This window comes from Ureibacillus thermosphaericus (assembly GCF_002370195.2).
Classification (GTDB): Bacteria; Bacillota; Bacilli; order Bacillales_A; family Planococcaceae; genus Ureibacillus; species Ureibacillus thermosphaericus.
Genome location: NZ_AP018335.1, coordinates 1,535,660 through 1,555,737 on the forward strand (window position 1 = coordinate 1,535,660; position 20,078 = coordinate 1,555,737).

At 37.3% G+C, this 20,078-nt stretch carries 17 protein-coding genes and 1 pseudogene; 15 read left to right on the plus strand and 3 right to left on the minus strand.

The features are described 5' to 3' along the window. Positions 1 to 255: 255 nt before the first annotated feature. The 8 genes from pdhA to UtA1_RS07375 all read left to right on the plus strand — a co-directional run bounded on the left by pdhA (position 256) and on the right by UtA1_RS07375 (position 10,684). Positions 256 to 1,359, plus strand: a complete 1,104-nt coding sequence (gene pdhA, locus UtA1_RS07340; RefSeq protein ID WP_016838295.1) for a pyruvate dehydrogenase (acetyl-transferring) E1 component subunit alpha — start codon at positions 256 to 258, stop codon at positions 1,357 to 1,359. 3 nt (positions 1,360 to 1,362) lie between these two features. Then, positions 1,363 to 2,340 carry an alpha-ketoacid dehydrogenase subunit beta gene (locus UtA1_RS07345; protein ID WP_016838296.1) on the plus strand — a complete coding sequence of 326 codons (978 nt, stop codon included), beginning with the start codon at positions 1,363 to 1,365 and terminating at the stop codon, positions 2,338 to 2,340. 20 nt (positions 2,341 to 2,360) lie between these two features. After that, positions 2,361 to 3,677 (plus strand): dihydrolipoamide acetyltransferase family protein, encoded by a 1,317-nt coding sequence (locus tag UtA1_RS07350; protein WP_096550558.1) that lies wholly within the window; start codon positions 2,361 to 2,363, stop codon positions 3,675 to 3,677. A 3-nt stretch (positions 3,678 to 3,680) separates the two neighbouring features. Next, entirely contained in the window at positions 3,681 to 5,093 is a 1,413-nt protein-coding gene (gene lpdA, locus UtA1_RS07355; protein WP_016838298.1) for a dihydrolipoyl dehydrogenase, read from the plus strand. 467 nt (positions 5,094 to 5,560) lie between these two features. Then, positions 5,561 to 5,704 (plus strand): hypothetical protein, encoded by a 144-nt coding sequence (locus UtA1_RS17105; protein WP_172597779.1) that lies wholly within the window; start codon positions 5,561 to 5,563, stop codon positions 5,702 to 5,704. A 236-nt stretch (positions 5,705 to 5,940) separates the two neighbouring features. Then, entirely contained in the window at positions 5,941 to 9,015 is a 3,075-nt protein-coding gene (locus UtA1_RS07365) for an efflux RND transporter permease subunit (RefSeq protein ID WP_096550559.1), read from the plus strand. Between the two features lie 561 nt (positions 9,016 to 9,576). Next, positions 9,577 to 10,032, plus strand: a complete 456-nt coding sequence (locus tag UtA1_RS07370; protein WP_096550561.1) for a CidA/LrgA family protein — start codon at positions 9,577 to 9,579, stop codon at positions 10,030 to 10,032. Further along, a complete protein-coding gene (locus UtA1_RS07375; protein ID WP_016837568.1) occupies positions 10,007 to 10,684 on the plus strand; it encodes an LrgB family protein in 678 nt (225 codons plus the stop codon). The genes UtA1_RS07370 and UtA1_RS07375 overlap by 26 nt, the downstream gene beginning before the upstream one ends. Positions 10,685 to 10,731: 47 nt before the next feature. Here UtA1_RS07375 and UtA1_RS07380 read toward each other — a convergent pair whose 3' ends face one another. Beyond that, positions 10,732 to 12,201 (minus strand): aminotransferase class I/II-fold pyridoxal phosphate-dependent enzyme, encoded by a 1,470-nt coding sequence (locus UtA1_RS07380; protein ID WP_016837567.1) that lies wholly within the window; start codon positions 12,199 to 12,201, stop codon positions 10,732 to 10,734. Between the two features lie 145 nt (positions 12,202 to 12,346). Here UtA1_RS07380 and UtA1_RS07385 point away from each other — a divergent pair, with 145 nt between their 5' ends. Further along, on the plus strand, positions 12,347 to 13,306 hold the full coding sequence (locus UtA1_RS07385) for an NAD(P)H-dependent flavin oxidoreductase (RefSeq protein WP_096552449.1): 960 nt from the start codon (positions 12,347 to 12,349) through the stop codon (positions 13,304 to 13,306). A gap of 24 nt (positions 13,307 to 13,330) precedes the next feature. Then, positions 13,331 to 13,621: a UPF0223 family protein gene (locus UtA1_RS07390; RefSeq protein WP_016837565.1), complete on the plus strand. Its 291-nt coding sequence runs from the start codon at positions 13,331 to 13,333 to the stop codon at positions 13,619 to 13,621. A 523-nt stretch (positions 13,622 to 14,144) separates the two neighbouring features. Here UtA1_RS07390 and UtA1_RS07395 read toward each other — a convergent pair. Then, positions 14,145 to 14,774, minus strand: coding sequence for a YktB family protein (locus tag UtA1_RS07395; RefSeq protein ID WP_096552451.1), 630 nt, complete (start codon positions 14,772 to 14,774; stop codon positions 14,145 to 14,147). 118 nt (positions 14,775 to 14,892) lie between these two features. On the opposite strand from UtA1_RS07395, the gene UtA1_RS07400 reads away from it, so the two are divergent. Continuing rightward, a complete protein-coding gene (locus UtA1_RS07400) occupies positions 14,893 to 15,090 on the plus strand; it encodes a hypothetical protein (protein WP_016837563.1) in 198 nt (65 codons plus the stop codon). A 339-nt stretch (positions 15,091 to 15,429) separates the two neighbouring features. Further along, the gene (locus tag UtA1_RS07405; RefSeq protein WP_096550562.1) at positions 15,430 to 16,221 is read left to right on the plus strand and encodes an inositol monophosphatase family protein; all 792 of its coding nucleotides are present in this window, start codon (positions 15,430 to 15,432) and stop codon (positions 16,219 to 16,221) included. A gap of 171 nt (positions 16,222 to 16,392) precedes the next feature. On the opposite strand, the gene UtA1_RS07410 is transcribed toward UtA1_RS07405, so the two are convergent. Further along, positions 16,393 to 16,578 (minus strand): DUF5325 family protein, encoded by a 186-nt coding sequence (locus UtA1_RS07410; protein WP_016837561.1) that lies wholly within the window; start codon positions 16,576 to 16,578, stop codon positions 16,393 to 16,395. A 126-nt stretch (positions 16,579 to 16,704) separates the two neighbouring features. Here UtA1_RS07410 and typA point away from each other — a divergent pair, with 126 nt between their 5' ends. The 3 genes and pseudogenes from typA to UtA1_RS07425 form a co-directional block, all read left to right on the plus strand. Then, entirely contained in the window at positions 16,705 to 18,552 is a 1,848-nt protein-coding gene (gene typA / locus UtA1_RS07415; RefSeq protein ID WP_096550563.1) for a translational GTPase TypA, read from the plus strand. 35 nt (positions 18,553 to 18,587) lie between these two features. Beyond that, entirely contained in the window at positions 18,588 to 18,953 is a 366-nt protein-coding gene (locus UtA1_RS07420; protein WP_016837559.1) for a YlaH-like family protein, read from the plus strand. A gap of 623 nt (positions 18,954 to 19,576) precedes the next feature. Next, positions 19,577 to 20,068, plus strand: a pseudogene (locus UtA1_RS07425) (ABC transporter substrate-binding protein); the annotation flags it as partial. Between the last annotated feature and the right edge of the window lie 10 nt (positions 20,069 to 20,078).

Consider the following 20,078-nt stretch of genomic DNA (forward strand, 5'->3'; position numbering starts at 1 on the left):
AATTTCGTACAACGGATTATTTTATGAGCATATCATATTAATTTTGTCAAAAAATTAAACTGTTATAATACAAGTTTGTTTTGTGGTATAACAGAATGTTTTTTGTGATAAATTCAAATAACTAGCATAATTTTGAATTGAAAAGAAAAAACAACGATTGACCGATTGTATTATGGTAATATATACTGTAGTAAATTGAAGGTTGTATCAATTTTCGGGTTATAAAAAATGATACAGATAAAGGAGAGGTGTTTTATGAGTGGGAAAGTTTTTGATCCAAAAGGTGTATTACAAGATGTTGAAAGCAAATTTGAAATGTTTCAAATTTTAAATGAAAACGGAGAAGTTGTGAACCCAGAGTATGAACCAAAATTGTCTGATGAAGAATTGGTAGAACTGATGACTCGCATGGTTTACACAAGAGTTTTAGACCAGCGTTCTATTTCTCTAAATCGACAAGGACGACTTGGATTCTATGCGCCAACTGCAGGACAAGAAGCTTCCCAATTAGCTTCCCACTTTGCATTGGAAAAAGATGACTGGATTTTACCAGGTTACAGAGATGTTCCTCAAATCGTTTGGCATGGCTTACCGTTATGGAAAGCATTCTTATTTAGCCGTGGACATTTCATTGGAAACCAAATTCCTGAAGGTGTAAATATTTTACCTCCTCAAATTATTATTGGTGCCCAATACATTCAAGCAGCTGGGGTTGCTTTAGGAATTAAGAAGCGCGGCGGAAAGAATGTAGCAGTAACATATACAGGTGACGGTGGTTCATCTCAAGGTGACTTCTATGAAGGTATCAACTTTGCAGGGGCATACAAAGCGCCAGCAATCTTCTTTATTCAAAATAACCAATATGCGATTTCTACTCCTCGTGACATACAAACAGCTGCAAAAACACTTGCACAAAAAGGAATTGCAGCAGGTATTCCATGTGTTCAAGTAGATGGAATGGATCCATTAGCTGTTTATGTAGCAACAAAAGATGCACGTGAGCGTGCTGTAGCTGGTGAAGGTCCGACATTAATTGAAACAATTTGTTACCGTTACGGACCGCATACAATGTCAGGGGACGATCCAACGCGTTATCGTACAGAAGATATTGATAATGAATGGGCGAAAAAAGACCCAATTGTACGTTTCCGTAAATATTTAGAAGGCAAAGGACTCTGGTCTGAAGAGAAAGAAACAGAAGTGATTGAAAGAGCGAAAGAAGAAATCAAAGAAGCGATTAAATTAGCGGACCAAGCTCCAAAACAAACAGTAACTGACTTAATCTCCATCATGCATGAGGAGCTGCCTTTCAATCTAAAAGAACAATACGAAATCTATAAAGCAAAGGAGTCGAAGTAACCTATGGCACAAATGACGATGATTCAAGCGATTACTGATGCTTTACGCACAGAATTGAAAAATGATGAAAATGTGTTAGTGTTCGGGGAAGACGTCGGTGTAAACGGCGGGGTATTCCGAGCAACTGAAGGTTTACAAAAGGAATTTGGAGTGGATCGGGTATTCGATACTCCTCTTGCTGAATCAGGAATCGGTGGTCTTGCAATCGGTTTAGCTTTACAAGGATTTCGTCCAGTTCCGGAAATTCAATTCTTCGGTTTCGTATATGAAGTAATGGATTCCATTAGCGGACAAATTGCTCGTTATCGTTTCCGCACTGGCGGTACGTTTAATATGCCAATTACGATTCGCTCACCATTTGGAGGCGGTGTACACACGCCTGAAATGCACTCTGATAGTTTAGAAGGATTAATGGCTCAACAACCGGGCTTAAAAGTTGTGATTCCTTCAACGCCATATGATGCGAAAGGGTTGTTAATTTCAGCTATTCGCGATAATGATCCGGTTATCTTTTTAGAGCATCTAAAACTATATCGTTCATTCCGTCAAGAAGTGCCTGAAGAAGCTTATACAATTCCAATTGGTAAAGCAGATGTAAAACGAGAAGGAAAAGATTTATCCATTTTCGCTTACGGATTAATGGTGCATGAAAGCTTAAAAGCTGCAGAAGAATTAGAGAAAGAAGGATACTCTGTAGAAGTAGTGGACCTTCGCACAGTGCAACCACTTGATATTGACACAATCATTGCTTCTGTAGAAAAAACAAATCGTGCAATTGTTGTTCAAGAAGCACAAAAGCAAGCTGGAATCGCGGCAAATGTCGTTTCGGAAATCATGGAAAGAGCGGTATTAAGTTTAGAAGCTCCGGTACTTCGAGTGGCAGCACCAGATACAATTTATCCGTTCCCGCAAGCTGAAAATGTTTGGTTACCTAATTACAAAGACATTATCGAAACAGCGAAAAAAGTTTTAACATTCTAATTGATGAAAGGGTGGACGTAATGGCGTTTGAATTTCGTATGCCAGATATCGGCGAAGGAATCCACGAAGGTGAAATCGTAAAATGGTTTGTGAAACCAGGTGATGAGGTAAATGAGGACGATATTTTATGTGAGATTCAAAACGATAAAGCAGTAGTGGAAATTCCTTCTCCTGTTGCAGGTAAAGTAGAAGAAATTTTAGTCGATGAAGGCAGTGTAGCTGTCGTTGGAGATGTGCTCATTCGCTTAGATGCACCAGGTTATGAAAACATGCAATTTAAAGGTGATGCGCACGTTGAGGAAGATTCATCTAAAACTGAAGCGCAAGTTCAAGCGACAGCAGAAGATGGAAAAGTAGAAGATACGAAACAACAGGAAACAAAGGAAGTACCACTATCTTCTGAAATTGAAGTTGCTAAACGTGTAATCGCGATGCCTTCCGTTCGCAAGTTTGCTAGAGAGAACGGTGTTGATATTCAATTAGTGGAAGGTACAGGGAAAAACGGTCGTATCTTAAAAGAGGATATCATTCGTTATATGGAAGGCGGGCAAACTGTTCAAGAAGCGCCGAAAGTTGTGGAAGAAAAACAAGAAGCGGTTGCAGAAATTCCACAAATTCCTGTGTTGGAAGGTGAATTCCCAGAGACGAGAGAAAAAATATCTGGAATTCGCAAAGCGATTGCAAAAGCAATGGTTCATTCCAAACAAACGGCTCCTCATGTAACTTTAATGGACGAAGTAGATGTTTCGAATTTAGTCGCTCATCGCAAAAAATTCAAAGATGTTGCGGCTGAAAAAGGCGTCAAGTTAACATATTTACCTTATGTGGTAAAAGCGTTAGTGGCAATGTTGAGAGAATTCCCAGAATTTAATCGTTCATTTGACGATGCAACACAAGAAATTATTCAAAAACATTATTATAATGTTGGAATTGCTGCCGATACTGAACGTGGGTTGCTTGTTCCAGTTATCAAACATGCGGACAGAAAATCAATTTTTACAATTGCGTCCGAAATCAATGATTTAGCAACAAAAGCGCGTGAAGGAAAACTTGCTCCAAACGAGATGAAAGGCGGCTCAATGTCCATCACAAATATAGGCTCTGCTGGAGGCCAATGGTTCACACCAGTGATTAATCATCCAGAAATAGCAATTTTAGGACTTGGAAGAATTTCAGAAAAGCCTATAATAAAAGAAGGTGAAATTATAGCAGCACCTATGTTAGCATTATCATTGAGCTTTGATCATCGTATGATCGATGGAGCTTTAGCTCAAAATGCTTTAAATTATTTGAAGCGTTTACTAAGTGATCCTGAACTTTTATTAATGGAGGCGTAACAAATGGTAGTAGGAGATTTTCCAATCGAAATCGACACTCTTGTAGTTGGAGCAGGTCCTGGTGGATATGTTGCAGCAATTCGTGCAGCACAAACTGGACAAAAAGTAACAGTTGTTGAAAAAAATGAAGTGGGCGGAGTATGCTTAAACGTTGGATGTATTCCATCAAAAGCGTTAATTTCAGTTGCTCACCGCTACGAACAAGCAAAACATTCAGATGATATGGGTGTTATTACTTCTGATGTAAAACTTGATTTTGAAAAAGTGCAAGCTTTCAAAGACAGCGTAGTAAAAAAACTTACAGGTGGAGTAGCTGGTCTATTAAAAGGAAATAAAATTGATGTTGTAAAAGGTGAAGCTTATTTCGTTGATGCAAATACTGTTCGCGTTGTAAATGGCGACCAAGCTCAAACTTATAAATTTAAAAATGCAATTATTGCAACAGGTTCTCGTCCTGTGGAAATCCCAACATTCAAATATTCTGATCGTGTAATTAACTCTACTGGTGCGTTAAACTTAAAAGAATTACCTAAAAAATTAGTTGTAATCGGTGGAGGATACATCGGTACAGAATTAGGAACAGCATATGCAAACTTTGGTACTGAAGTAACAATCCTTGAAGGTGCAAGCGACATCTTAGCAGGATTTGAGAAACAAATGACTCAAATCGTGAAAAAAGGTCTGAAGAAAAAAGGTGTTACAATTGAAGTGAACGCCCTTGCTAAAGGTGTAGAAGAAACTAAAGATGGCGTAATTGTAACTTATGAAGTAAACGGCGAAGAGAAGAAAGTTGAAGCAGATTACGTACTTGTAACAGTTGGACGCAGACCAAATACAGATGAACTTGGTCTTGAACAAATCGGCATCGAGTTTGGCGAAAGAGGATTAATTAAAGTTGATAAACAATGCCGTACAAATATTCCAAATATCTATGCAATCGGTGATATTGTTCCTGGTCCACAACTTGCTCACAAAGCTTCTTATGAAGGAAAAGTTGCTGCTGAAGCAATTGCAGGACATAAATCTGTAGTTGACTACTTAGCAATTCCAGCTGTTTGCTTCACAGACCCAGAAATGGCATCTGTTGGATATAGCGAAGAGCAAGCGAAAGCTGAAGGTATCGAAGTAACTGTTGCGAAATTCCCATTCGCAGCAAACGGTCGTGCATTAGCATTAAATCAAACAGAAGGTTTTGTGAAACTTGTTGCACGTAAAGAAGATGGCCTTATCATCGGTGGACAAATTGTAGGTGCTGGTGCTTCTGACATGATTTCTGAAATCTGCCTAGCAATCGAAGGCGGTATGACAGCTGAAGACATCGCTCTTACAATTCACCCGCATCCAACTTTAGGCGAAATCACAATGGAAACTGCGGAAGTATTACTTGGCAACCCAATCCACATTATTTCAAAATAATCACTAGTTTAGAGCCCTTGTAACTCATTACAAGGGCTTTTTTTAGTGCGCCTGGCATGGGTGTAATCTATAGGGTGTAAGTCCCGAACTGTGAAGGCAGAAGTAACAGTTAGCTTAACGCAAGGGTGTCCGTGGTGACGCGGAATCTGAAGGAAGCGAGCGGCAAACTTCCGGTCTGAGGAACACGAACTTCATATAAGGCTAGGTATCATTGGATGAGTTTGCTAAACAAAACAAAGTCCTTTCTGCCAAAGGTGGTACAGAGTAAATGAAGCAGATAGATGGAAGGAAAGATTACATTCTTACCCGGGGAGGTCTGGCGGATATGTGAAGTACGCTTCATAACCTACTTAGTGATAAGTAGCTGAACCGTCAGAAGTCAGCAGAGGTCATAGTATTAGTTGGTTTAGAACTACTAAGAAGGACCGAACAATTAAGAGAGAATAGCCCTTGGCATTCAGTGAGTCATGATGAACACAGAAAACGTAGTACCTCACTTGAGGAAGGAAGCGGTGAATCCCGTGGGAGACCTCTTGGAGGGTGGAGTGACCACTGGCATAAAGAGAACAGCTATTCACGGAAGTTATAAAGACTTGCGTCAATCATCTTAATTGAACCGCCGTATACGGAACCGTACGTACGGTGGTGTGAGAGGACGGGAGTTAATCGCTCCCTCCTACTCGATTTTTGAAGCTTCTCGTTCTATGCTGGCAAATATCTGGTCGAATTGATAGGAAATGATGAATTGATTCTCTAGCTCGTAAAATGATGAATTTTCAGCATTGAAAAAATGAGATTGCACAAAATAAAAATAAATAATTAACCATTAAAGATAGGTGAATGACCATTGAATGGGATTCTTCGATTTGTGCTAAGAAATAAACTAGCTGTCTGGTTACTAACATTCATTTTCTTAGGTACAGGAATATACTCTACATCTAAAATGAATATGGAGACTATTCCTGATATATCAATTCCAGTTATTACGGTTACGACAGTGTATCCTGGAGCAACTCCAAAACAGGTGATGGAAGAAATTTCAGAACCTTTGGAGAAAGTTGTTGCAAACTTAGAAGGAGTTCTAAATGTATACTCTAATTCCTATGCCAATTTATCAAATGTGCAAATTGAATTTGAGTATGGTATTGACCTTGTTAATGCCGAACGGGAAATCAAGTCAGCCATTGAACAAATAAAACTTCCAGATCATGCAGAGGAGCCAAATATTACACGAGTAACAATTAATGCATTTCCAATATTGGCTTTTAGTATTTCAAGTGAAACAGAAGATATTGCAGAACTTACAACGACGGTAGAAGAAATTGTCGCACCAAAATTTGAAGGAATTGATGGTGTGGCGTCTGTTTCGATTTCAGGTCAACATGTAAATGAAATTGAGTTACATTTTAATGAAGAGAAAATGGCTTCTCTTGGGATAACAGAGGAAAATGTAAAACAAATGATTCAATCGAGCAACGTCCGAGTGCCTCTTGGATTATTTCCGTTTCAGGATGAAGAGCAATCAATCGTAATTGATGGTAAAGTGACGACAATTGAAGGATTAAAGAATATAGTTATACCAATTACCCCTTCCCAGATTTACCCTTATCCTTTTGTTACGTTAGGTGAAATTGCAACTATTCATTTTGTTGGGAAAGTGGAGTCTGTATCAAGAACGAATGGTAGAGAGGCAATCACTTTACAAATTGTTAAAGCGCAAGATGCCAATACGCTGGAAGTCGTTAAGGAAGCGAAAGCGTTAGCGAATGAATTAACGTCATCCGTTCAAGGGTTAATCATTGATGTTACTTTAGACCAAGGTGCACCAATTGAACAGTCTGTCAGAACCATGTTAAATAAAGCCTTTATTGGCGCAGTGGTAGCAATTGTTGTCATTTTATTCTTCTTAAGAGATATCAAATCAACATTGATTTCTGTAATTTCCATACCATTATCTTTATTGATTGCTTTTATGATTTTGTATTCTCTAGATATTACGTTAAATATGATGACATTAGGTGCGATGACGATAGCAATTGGGAGGGTTATTGATGACTCGATTGTGGTCGTTGAAAATATTTACAGAAGGCTCCATTTAAGAAACGAACCTTTATATGGACGAGCATTAATAAGCTCTGCAACGATTGAAATGTTTAAACCAATATTATCTTCTACATTGGTTACCATTGCAGTATTTTTACCACTAGTATTTGTTGGAGGGATGATTGGGGAATTATTTCTCCCATTTGCACTGACAATAACCTTTGCATTGCTCGCATCTTTGCTTGTAGCAATTACCGTGGTACCAGCATTTTCACATTCACTTTTTAAGAAAAAATTATATAAGGAAAATAGAGTTACAGGGCATCGATCCACCAAAAGCATGTTGGCAAAATATTATAGGAAATTTTTAAATTGGACATTAAATCATAAACTGATTACTTCATTTGTTGCTTTTTTATTACTTGTTGGAAGCTTATGTTTAATTCCTATTCTCGGCTTTAGTTTTTTGCCAACAGAAGAACAAAAAATGCTTTATATCACCTATACACCAGAGCCGGGTGAAACGGAAGATACGATATTACAAAATGTGTCTGAAGTAGAACAGGAAATGATGGCAAGAGAAGATGTGGAGGTTGTTCAACTTTCCATCGGTTCAAGCGATAATATGATGATGGGTATGGGCAGCAATAATGGAGCTTTAATGTTCTTAATTTTTAATGAAGAAACAGAAAACTTTGATGAAGTGACAAAAGAGATCGAAAATTACTTAGCCAATTTAGATCATTCTGGTAAATGGAAAAATCAAAATTTCAATATGTCCGTCTCGAATAACGAATTAAGTTATACAGTTTACGGCAACGATCAAGTTGATTTAGAAGAAGCTGTTATGCAAATAGAAGATATAATGCAGGATTCAAAGTATGTAAAAGATGTTTCGACAAGTCTGGCGGAACGATTTGATGAATATACATTGAAAGTAAATCAACAAACCCTCTTGCAATATCACTTATCAGCTGCACAAATCGCTTATTTATTAAATCCTCATATGCCGGAACAAGTATTAACAACGATTGAAAAAGATGGAGAAGACGTCAATGTTATTATTCGCAAAGATAAAATCATACCACAAAACTTTGAAGCGTTGTTGCAAACTCCACTCTCTACTCCAACAGGAAGTGTTGTGACAATTGGAGATATAGTTGAAGTGAAAAAAGGAACGGTTGCCAATACAGTTTCGCGAAGTAAAGGGAAATTTTATGCAACAGTTTCTGGTACGATTACAAGTAAGGACATTACGAAAGCTTCTACGGAAGTGGAAGAAAGGTTTGAGAAATTAAAATTACCAAAAGGCGTTGAGATTGAAGCTGCAGGAGTAACAAAAGATATGGAAGAAGCTTTTGTGAAACTTGGTCTTGCATGTCTTGCGGCAGTGGCGATTGTTTATTTTATATTAGTAGTAACGTTCAGCGAAGGGCTCGCTCCATTTGCCATTTTATTTTCTTTACCTTTTACCGTGATAGGAGCCTTAGGATTGCTATGGATTTTTGATGAAACGATATCCGTTTCAGTGATGATGGGACTTCTTATGTTAATCGGAATTGTTGTAACGAATGCGATTGTTTTAGTGGACCGCATCGTTCATATGGAATATGACGGAATGAAGATGCGAGAAGCAATATTAGAGGCGGGTAGCACTCGATTAAGACCGATATTGATGACGGCTATTGCAACAATGGGGGCATTAATTCCGCTTATATTTGAGGAAGAAGGAAGCGGTTTAATTTCAAAAGGATTAGCCATTACCGTAATCGGTGGTTTATTTAGTTCAACAGTTCTCACTTTATTTATCGTTCCAATTGTATACGAATCATTATCAAGACTTTTTGGAAAAAATCGAAGAGCGATTCGGCTAGATTAAATGAAAAAGCTGTACGAAAGCCAATATACAATGTCTTTCGTACAGCATTTCTGTTTATCCATATAATGAGGAGGAAACGTATTGTAGGGAAAACGTGCAAGGTTATTAGGCTAACCACACAAGCTAGAGGGTTATCCGCACGAGTTGAGGGGTTATCTACACAAGAATAGAAGCTTTTCACACAAGTGGGGAATCTATCCGCACGAGCTGCGAATGTATCCACACAAGCAGATAAGTTATCTACAAAGATGTAAAGGGTTGATCTATCCGCACGAGCAGGTGTTGCATCCACACAAGTTGAGGAATTTTATGCACAAGAGCAGTATTAATCTGCACAAGCTAGAGTGTTATCTACAAAAGAAGGAGATTCTTATTTAATGGAGCAATTACATCAAAAAAATGATGCCAGCTCCTTCATTGTAAAAATGCATTTATCCGTTTATTCGAGAATTCATCCTCATAAATTAAGAATTTACCTTCAATATTTAGATAGTTTTGATTTTTATAAATTTAAAAGAATAGACATTACTTTGTCACATGTATATAATAACGGATACGGAGGTGAGTTTAGAAAAAGGATTTCCTTTTTCTAATGATTCTATGAGAGTCGTTCGGATAATCGCTCAAATTTTGATTCTGTATATTTTTTATTATGCTGGTGTATTAATTGGTAATTTAACAAAACTACCATTGCCAGCTAGTGTTATAGGGTTAATGCTTTTATTTATATGCTTGCAATTAAAATGGATAAAAGTAGATTATATAAAAGATGGTGCATCCTTTTTAATTGGTTTTATGATGTTGTTCTTTATTCCACCGATGATTGGCATAATTAATTATCCTGAGCTTTTCTCCTTGTCTGGCTCATTATTAATGGCATCCGTTATTGTTAGTACACTATTTGTACTAATCACAACAAGTTTAATCTGTCAATGGATTGAGAAAAAAGAGCTAGCAATGAAAGAGAAGAAGGAGAAGGGAGAAATGGATCATGCAAGCAAGTATATCCATCATTAGCACCGTTATCATATTTTTATTAATGGTGAAATTACATAAACGATTCCCTTATCAGTTTTTCATGCCAATTTTAACTTCGTCGATTATTATTATTGCAGGACTGCTTTTATTGAATATTCCTTACGAAGTGTATATGGAAGGCGGACGTTATTTACAACATTTGCTGGGTCCAGCAGTTGTGGCATTAGCTTATCCTTTATACAATCAGTGGGAAATGGTGTTGAAATATAAATATACGATTCTATCTGGTATCTTGATAGCCATGGTGAGTGGTTTAATTAGTATTTATACTTTGCTTGTTATTTTTAAATTAGATAAAGAATTAATATTAACAGCTTTACCAAAATCCATTACGACACCTGTAGCAATGCAAGTGAGTGAAACAATTGGCGGGATCCCACCTCTTACTGCCGTATTGGTAATGATTGCAGGATTTACAGGAGCGTTACTTGGTTCTGTTGTGTTTTCCATTGGGAAAATTGAATCATCCATTAGTCGTGGAATTGCGATGGGGAGCGCTAGTCACGGAGTTGGAACGTCTAAGCTTGTGGATTATAGTGAACTGGATTTGTCGATTGGCTCATTATCTTTGGGGCTTAGTGCGGTAATTGGTGCGATTTTATGTCCAATATTTGCATATATTTTTATGTAAAAAAGCATTCTAGTAGATTCTAGAATGCTTTCATCTTTTAATGCATACTAATATATCGGTTTGCGTTCTTTAATAACCCGAATGGTTTGTAGGCTCGCATCTTCTGGACCTTGGACCGGCAATCCTGCTTCAATATTCATTTGAATATACTTTATATTTTCTTCTGTAATGACTTCCCCAGGAATAAAGATTGGAATGCCTGGAGGATATACCATAATAAATTCAGCACAAATATAACCAGCGGAATCTTTAAAAGGAATTACTTCCGTACTGGAATAAAAGGCATCTCTTGGTGTCATGGCAAGAGCAGGAATGTCCGGTACATTGACTTCTGTTTCTTTCACGCAAGCTTCAGAATCAAAGGTTTGAGACATACGTTGGAGCGCGTTAATTAGCAAATTAATTTCTTTTTTTGTATCGCCTAATGTTACAAGACAAAGGATGTTGTATAGGTCAGATAGCTCTACTTCAATATTCGCATTTTGACGAAGCCATTCCTCCGCTTGATGACCTGTAATTCCTAAATCTTTTACGCTGATTAACAATTTTGTCTGATCCATATCGAATGTAGCAGAAGAATGCAATTTTTCTCTTCCAGCAACTTTTAAGTGAGGAATTTTGTTAATTCGTTTTCTTGCTTCTTTTGCCAGGCGAATGGCTTGGTCAATTAAATCATATCCATGAACTGCTAATTGTCTTCTAGCACAGTCGAGGGATGCTAATAGCGGATATGAAGTGGAAGTCGTTTGCAACATTGATAACACTGATTGAACTCGACTTACGCTCACAAGACCTTCTCGTACGTTTAATACAGAACTTTGCGTTAAAGACCCTCCCAGCTTATGTACGCTTGTTGCGGCCATGTCTGCACCAGCTTCCATTGCTGAGATTGGTAGTTCATCATGGAATTTTAAATGAATGCCATGGGCCTCATCAACGATTACTGGTATATTTGAAGTATGTGCGATATCCACAATGCGTTTTAAATCAGCAGCAAAACCAAAATATGTTGGATTAATGACAAGTACAGCCTTTGCATCAGGATATGTTTCGATTGCTTTTTCAACGGATTCTGCTGAGATTCCATGGGTGATACCGAATTCTTCATCCACTTCAGGATAAATAAATATCGGAATAGCACCTGAAAGAATAATCGCTGACATTGTTGATTTATGAACATTTCGTGGTACCAAAATTTTATCTCCTGGACCGACGACAGACATAATCATCGCCATGATAGCACCACTAGTTCCTTGAACAGAGAAAAATGTATAATCAGCACCAAAAGCTTGTGCAGCAAGTTCTTGAGCTTCTTTAATAGCAGCCTTTGGTGAATGTAAATCATCTAGTGGAGCAATATTGATTAAATCAATTGATAAAACGTTGTCTCCGACGAATTCTCGAAACGCAGGATCCATTCCTTGTCCCTTTTTATGTCCGGGAATATGGAATTGGATTGGATGTCTGTTTCGATGTTTTAGCAATGCGTCGAACAAAGGAGTTTCTAACTGTGACAACGCAGGTACCACCTCGCTTTTAATTAATATTCAAAACAAAGAAATTATAGCATCTATAGGCTACACATGCTATAAAAAATTAAAGGAAATTCAAGTTTTATTGAAGAACTATATAAATAATTATGATGAAAAGGGGATGTAAATGTTGAATTGGGATACAAGAGTAACGAAATTATTAGGAATACAATATCCAATCATACAAGGTGGCTTAGCTTATTTAGCATACTCAGATTTAGCTGCAGCCGTATCTAATGCTGGTGGACTTGGACAAATTACTGCTCTCAGTTTAGAAACACCAGAACAATTAAGAGAAGAAATTCGAAAAACGAAAGAGAAAACGGATAAACCTTTCGGCGTCAATTTTGCTTTTGGCAATTACGGGAAAGGATATGAGCCAATGATGGAAGTAGCCATTGAAGAAAAAGTGCCCGTTATATCGATGACTGGAGGAAATCCAGCACCGATGTTCAAATTACTTGAAGGTGTTGATGTGAAAAAGTTAGTATTAGTAGCGGCACGCCGTCAAGCACAAAAAGCTGAAGAACTTGGTGCGGACGCAGTGATGGTTGTAGGACAAGAAGGTGGAGGGCATTTAGGTCGAGATGATGTGGGGACAATGGTGCTCGTTCCGCAAGTAGTAGATAGCGTCTCAATCCCAGTAATTGCTTCTGGGGGAATTGGGGATGGCCGTGGTTTGATGGCAGCATTGTCCCTTGGGGCAGAAGGAATCGAAATGGGGACACGATTCATTGCGACAAAAGAGTGTGTGCATGCATCACCTGCCTATATCGACGCGCTAATCAACAGTACAGAAACAGATACTACGGTTATCAAACGCTCATTAGGAACTCCAGCTCGCGCATTAAAAAGTGAATTTACTGAAAAAATTTTGGAAATTGAAAAGGAAACCCCTACTTATGAAGCGTTAAAAGAATACATAAGCGGAAAGGCCAATAAACGCTTCATTTACGATGGAGATGCAAAGAACGGATTCGGTTGGGCAGGACAAGTAACTGGTTTAATAAAAGATGTACCAACCGTAAAAGAACTGATTGATCGAATGATCCGGGAAGCGGAAGAAATTCGATTAAAGTGGGGAAGATAAAGAGAAAAAAGAGAGGTACTGTCAATGGAATATGCGTATCCTATTTCGCCGGATTGGACAACGGAAGAAATTATCACGGTAGTAAAATTTTTTGAAGGAATTGAACAAGCATATGAAAAAGGCATTAAAAGAGAAGTGATGTTAGAAAAGTATCGGCGTTTTAAAGAAATCGTTCCATCGAAAGCAGAAGAAAAAACACTGTTTCGTGAATTTGAAGAGGTCAGTGGATATGCTAGTTACCCGGTAGTGAAACAGGCAAGAAAACTGGAAAATGGGGAAACAATTGTACTTGAATCACAAAAAAAACGAAGATAAAGACAACAGAGGCAGGGACATAAACAAAAAATAAAGGGACAGTTGAAAGAGTTTTGATAAAAAATTGATATAACGAAAAAATGATTGTAGTGACGGGGCAAGTTTCTGTCGCGCACGCTTAGTCGCAAAGCGGAGCAAGTTCAAGGAAGTAAATTCAAAGCTTTCCTGCGACGAGCCCTCTCGAGACACCGCAGGAGCGAAGGATTGAATCAGAGGAGGCTCGATCCGGGCCCGCGGAAAGCGTCCCTGGAACGGAAATCAATTTTAATAACATATCAAAAAAACATCATTTTCTCCTTGGAGAAAATGATGTTTTTTTTAGATTTGTCTCAACCTCTTCCTTTCCCAAACATCAATATATGAATTATTAATGGAGTTTATAAATGAATTTGATGAAAAAAAGCGGAAGAAAAATGTAATGATTAAAGTCGTCCTGAGCATATTAATTATACAACATATAGCAGAAAATCGACTTTTCCTCAAAATAGGAAATTATATCTGTAAATATATCCGATTGGAAATCCTAATTTTTCCCAACGATGATATCGTAAATTGGGAAAAGGGCTTCAAAAGTATTTTCAGCGACTTTTAAAAACTCTTCCGAAGATAGATTTATGCATTGTTCCCGAGGAATATGACGCCCAACTAAAAATTCTCCTTTTTTGACGTCTCTTAAACGAATAAGAAGTTCATTCAATTGACCGTTCAATGCTTCTTTTAGCGGAATAGCTTCTAAAGATGTATGATCCCCTGAAATAATAAAATCATCTGGCAATTCGTAAAAAACATCAATTGAATTTAATAGACGATCTGCCATGGCAGATTTTTGTGGGGCTTCATAAATAATTGCAACAATAATGAATAAATGGGTGTACGTAAGCCCAATTTGAAAATGAGGAAGTGATTTGTAACCTCGTTTGTAAGGTGCAAATGCTACCCATGAATCGTTAGGCGGATTGACTGTTCTTCTTGCATGTTTTGCTATATGGGCAAAAAATTCATCTCCAGTTTTAGCGCTGAAATAACCGGCAAAATGGTTACCTAATGCTTCGAATTTTGGACGTACGATGGTTTTTAGTGCATCCATCCGATGATCTAAGCCGTCAATGGTAAAGACATTGAAATCGGAATTTGTCCATTTTATATCGACCATGATTTGTTTTCCTCCTTTTTGAATCAAATGTTTATTTTTCACGTTTTTTGGGAAAAATCTTGTAACAATAGCATTTATCCTTTTGACAAAAAATAATTGGGAAAGGAAAGTGATGTTCATGAAACAAATGGTTAAGATCATCCGCAAAGTCGATATTGAAAAGCAATATGAACATGTTTTACGGTTAGAATTAGATTATGAGTTGGCTTCCTTATATTCCGCGATGCAGGAAAACGATACGAAAGAAATGGAAAGATGTAAAAAACGTTTAAAAGAAATTCAGGATGAGCTAAATGGTCTGCACGCATATGCGTAAACATTTTCCCTTCCATTAAAGTCACTTGCTTTCATTTGTAGAGCAAGTGATTTTTTATTTTGAAAATATAACTCCTTAATATTTTTGAAAAAATTACTCCCTGCTATCCCTCTTTCCTTCTCAAAAAGTATATAATAACAATTTGAAAATGAAAAAAATAAAGACTTTACATGAAATATACAACTAAAATAAACAGGGGTCCATTTGAAGAATTCATGTTAAAATGTTAAAGTATTAGAATATTTCGTTTATTTTATCCGAAGTAAATTTCTGAATTTTGTAAATAATATACTAGAATAGAAGAATTCGATTGCTGATAAAGAAGGTAGGGTTAGTGGAATGGATTTACAAAAAATAAATGAATTTGCGATAAAATTGATTTATGATGCTGGCGAACAAATACGAGAATCCTTTTCGAAGGAATTGATTATAGAAACGAAGACAGATGCGAATGACTTAGTGACAAATATTGATTGTCAAATCGAGCAATTTTTTGTAAAGAAAATAAAAGAATTAGATCCATCCCATAAAATTATGGGAGAAGAAGGGTTGGGCGACAAAATCGTCACACTTGATGGCCCCATTTGGATTATTGACCCGATTGATGGCACAATGAACTTTATTAAACAACATCGCAATTTCATGATTACAGTTGGTTTTTTTGTTGATGGAGTAGGGAAGCTAGGATATTTATATGACGTCATGCGGAATGAGCTGATATATGCAATACGAGGAGAAGGAGCGTATATTGACCATCATCCAATTCGCAAATTAGAACCTTTGACAATTGAAGAAGCGATTATTGGCATCAATTCAAGTTGGGTGATTCAAAATGGAAAAATCAATCATGAAAAAATCGCCAATCTCATTCGAACGGTTAGAGGAACTCGATCTTATGGCTCTGCTGCCATGGAAATCGCTTTAGTTGTTACTGGGAAACTTGATGCTTATCTATCAATGCGATTAGCGCCATGGGATATTGGTGGAGGAATGGTGATTGCACAAGAGGTAGGAGCCGTTGTAACAAATTTAAAAGGTGAACCATTCAATTTATTGTCCAATGATACATTTTTAATTGCAAATCCATCCATTCATCAAAAGTTGTTAGATGAATTTATCGAATTAAAATAGGATATTGAGGTAACAAAAAGAATGAGCGTTAATTACGACTGCCGCTATCGCTTTCGTCGCTGATAAATTCGACGAGGAGACGCAATTGATGTGACCATAGCAGAGAAAGAACTATAAAAAATAGTTAAGCCTGACCAAAAAGTGCAAAACTTTTTAGTCAGGCCATTTATTTTATAAAAGCCCCTTTTCTCGAAACTTTTTTTTCATGCGAAATCCAAGTCCCATGACAGCACATAATGCAATGATACTTGCAATGATTGTTACAACGCTTTCCGTAGCAATTGCATAACCGATGGAGATCATTGACAAAAGTGCGGCTAAGGAAAATATAAACATCACGATTTTCGCTTTATTCATGCATAGCGCCCCCTTTAATGTTCCGAATGTTAAAAAAATGTAATATTTCAGAAAAGGACAATTTTTTACGGTCTTGTGATATAATAACACAGTTAATCTTATGAACAAAGAAATTGGAGTGGAAATATGACGAAATTACGTGAAGATATTCGCAATATTGCAATCATCGCACACGTTGACCACGGAAAAACAACATTAGTGGATCAATTATTAAAACAATCTGGAACTTTTCGAATAAATGAACATGTAGAAGAACGAGTAATGGACTCGAATGATATAGAGCGTGAACGCGGCATTACTATTTTAGCAAAAAATACAGCCGTTCACTATAAAGGTACAAAAATCAATATTTTAGATACTCCAGGACACGCGGATTTCGGCGGCGAAGTAGAGCGAATTTTAAGAATGGTTGACGGAGTTTTACTTGTTGTTGATGCGTTTGAAGGATGTATGCCTCAAACTCGCTTCGTTTTGAAAAAAGCATTAGAACAAAAGTTAACGCCAATCGTTGTGGTGAATAAAATTGATAAAGATTCTGCCCGCCCTCTTGAAGTCGTAGATGAAGTATTAGATTTATTAATTGAATTAGGTGCCGATGAAAATCAATTAGATTTCCCTGTCGTATATGCTTCTGCAGTCAATGGTACAGCAAGTCTTGATCCGGACCCAGCAAATCAAGAAGAAAATATGCAATGTTTATTTGATACAATTTTAGATCACATCCCAGCACCAGTTGATAATTCAGAAGAGCCTTTACAGTTCCAAGTAACGATGCTCGATTATAATGATTACGTAGGCCGAATTGGGGTAGGCCGTATATTCCGAGGAAAAATTCATGTTGGCCAATCAGTTGCACTAATGAAATTAGACGGCAGTGTAAAGCAATATCGAGTTACGAAATTATTAGGTTATTCAGGATTGAAACGAGAAGAAATTGAATCTGCGAGCGCTGGAGATATTGTTGCAGTGTCAGGAATGGAAGAGATTAACGTCGGAGAAACGGTATGTCCGATTGATCATCAAGACGCATTGCCACCGCTTCACATTGATGAACCAACATTGCAAATGACTTTCCTTGTAAATAATTCTCCATTTGCAGGTCGAGAAGGGAAATTTGTGACGGCTCGAAAACTAGAAGAACGGTTAAAACAACAATTAGAAACAGACGTTTCTTTACGTGTAGAAGATACGGATTCTCCAGATGCATGGATCGTTTCTGGCCGTGGGGAGTTGCATTTATCAATTTTAATTGAAAACATGCGCCGTGAAGGATATGAATTACAAGTATCGAAACCGCAAGTAATCATTAAAGAAATCGATGGTGTCAAATGTGAACCAGTAGAGAGAGTACAAGTGGATGTTCCTGAAGAATACGTGGGTACAGTCATTGAATCATTAGGACATCGTAAAGGCGAAATGATGGATATGACAAATAACGGAAATGGACAAACACGTCTAATTTTCATGGTGCCTTCTCGAGGACTAATTGGATATACAACGGAATTTATGTCCATTACAAAAGGGTACGGTATTATTAACCATTCATTTGATAGCTATCAACCGGTTGTTCCTGGTCGTGTTGGCGGACGCCATAATGGAGCGCTGGTTTCAATGGAGACAGGAAAAGCAACGACTTATGGGATGATGCAAATTGAAGATCGTGGTACTCTATTTGTAGAGCCCGGAACAGAAATCTACGAAGGCATGATTGTTGGAGAAAATAACCGAGATAATGACCTTGCTGTGAATATTACAAAACAAAAGCAAAAAACAAATATCCGCTCCGCAACAAAAGATCAAACAGCAGTGATTAAAAAACCACGCATTTTAACGTTGGAAGAAGCATTGGAATTTTTAAACGATGATGAATACTTAGAAGTAACACCAGAATCGATTCGTTTACGTAAACAAATATTAGATAAAAACGAAAGAGAAAAAGTAGCGAAAAAGAAAAAATACGCTGAACAAGTATAATTCTTTCTTTTAAAGTATGAAAGGTGTTGTTCGAATTGAAGCTTTTCAGTTTGATATTAGCGTCTGCACCAGTACTTAGTGATACAGAACGAGTGTTTAATCGCATGTCACCGATTACTCGTTATGTTTACGAAAGTGCTCCAAGCAATACAACTGCAGGATATATTATCTTTTTCTTAGTTTTCATCTTATCTGCAATCGTGTATAAACTCGGCTTTGCGAAAAAACTTAGTTTAGGTAAAAATATAATTATTTATATTTTCCTATTTTTAGGTTGTATTCTTCTGACATTCTTCGCGATTTTCTTGCCAATGATTGAAGGATTAATTGTTGCAGCACTTGTATTAATTCTTTATAAAATTCGTTTATGGCGAGAGAAGAAGGAAGAACAAGAAGCTTAATTTGTATGTGGAAAAATGTGATTCCAGATGCATTAGAATATTAGGTAGTTTATTATTGATTAGGGATCCTATCGCTATTCAATTACAATTCCTATGAATGAATTTGCAAGTAGCAGTGTCTTTTAAGTAATAGAAGAATCCCTGTCACGTCACAGAAAAAATGAGCTTAGATGAAGAGCGAATTGAGAAAACATTGTGTTTTCCCAATTCGCTCTTTTTTGGTAAATAGAGTAAATGTTAAACATTATAAGTAGTTAGAGATTTCACAGAAATAAGGAATTTCTATGTGTGGGGGAGAGAGTATCTACCAGAGTATGCTATTTGTACGAGAGGAGAGGATATTTTCACGAGCAGAGAGAGTATCCGCACGAGCTGGTGTACTATCTATACGAGTGAAGAGAGTATTCGCACAAGCAAGGAGCGTATCTACACAAATCGGTGTGCTATCCTCTCAAGAGGAGAAAATATCCGCTCAAAATTGAATTTTTCTCCCATCTTTAGGTAATCACACATCTTTTCTCCTTCGCATAACCTACTCTTGATAATTGAAAGAACTACGAAATAAGGAGGTAAGAGGGATGAAATGGTGGAAAATTAGTCTTGTTGTCTTGCTGGCAGCGGTAATGGTTATCCTTGCTGCTTGTGGAGAAAAAGAGATGACAAAAGTGAAAGTAGGGGAAGTAACGCGTTCGATTTTCTATGCACCACAATACGTTGCGATTTCCAATGGATATTTTGAAGAAGAAGGATTGGAAATAGAGTTGTCTACTATCCCTGGTGGGGATAAAACAATGACTGCACTTCTTTCTGATGGGATAGATATTGCCCTTGTAGGGGCTGAAACTTCTATATATGTGACAGCTCAAGGTGCTAACGATCCGATAAAAAACTTTGCTCAATTAACTCAAACAGATGGTACGTTTTTAGTGTCTAGAGAGAAAATTGATGAATTTTCATGGGATATGTTGAAAGGTTCTACTTTCCTTGGCCAACGTAAAGGTGGTATGCCGCAAATGGTTGGAGAATTTGTTCTTAAAAAACACGGAATCAATCCACATAAGGATCTGAATTTAATCCAAAACATTGAATTTGCCAATATTGCAACAGCCTTTGCATGAGTGTACA

Excerpts from the sequence above, each read along its gene's own strand:
- UtA1_RS07400 (WP_016837563.1), top strand. The coding sequence starts at position 14,893 with ATGAAACAAATGGTTAAGATCATCCGCAAAGTCGATATTGAAAAGCAA.
- typA (WP_096550563.1), top strand. The coding sequence starts at position 16,705 with ATGACGAAATTACGTGAAGATATTCGCAATATTGCAATCATCGCACAC.
- UtA1_RS07375 (WP_016837568.1), top strand. The coding sequence starts at position 10,007 with ATGCAAGCAAGTATATCCATCATTAGCACCGTTATCATATTTTTATTA.
- pdhA (WP_016838295.1), top strand. The coding sequence starts at position 256 with ATGAGTGGGAAAGTTTTTGATCCAAAAGGTGTATTACAAGATGTTGAA.
- UtA1_RS07350 (WP_096550558.1), top strand. The coding sequence starts at position 2,361 with ATGGCGTTTGAATTTCGTATGCCAGATATCGGCGAAGGAATCCACGAA.
- UtA1_RS07395 (WP_096552451.1), bottom strand. The coding sequence starts at position 14,774 with ATGGTCGATATAAAATGGACAAATTCCGATTTCAATGTCTTTACCATT.
- UtA1_RS07410 (WP_016837561.1), bottom strand. The coding sequence starts at position 16,578 with ATGAATAAAGCGAAAATCGTGATGTTTATATTTTCCTTAGCCGCACTT.
- UtA1_RS17105 (WP_172597779.1), top strand. The coding sequence starts at position 5,561 with ATGATGAACACAGAAAACGTAGTACCTCACTTGAGGAAGGAAGCGGTG.
- UtA1_RS07390 (WP_016837565.1), top strand. The coding sequence starts at position 13,331 with ATGGAATATGCGTATCCTATTTCGCCGGATTGGACAACGGAAGAAATT.
- lpdA (WP_016838298.1), top strand. The coding sequence starts at position 3,681 with ATGGTAGTAGGAGATTTTCCAATCGAAATCGACACTCTTGTAGTTGGA.
- UtA1_RS07405 (WP_096550562.1), top strand. The coding sequence starts at position 15,430 with ATGGATTTACAAAAAATAAATGAATTTGCGATAAAATTGATTTATGAT.
- UtA1_RS07345 (WP_016838296.1), top strand. The coding sequence starts at position 1,363 with ATGGCACAAATGACGATGATTCAAGCGATTACTGATGCTTTACGCACA.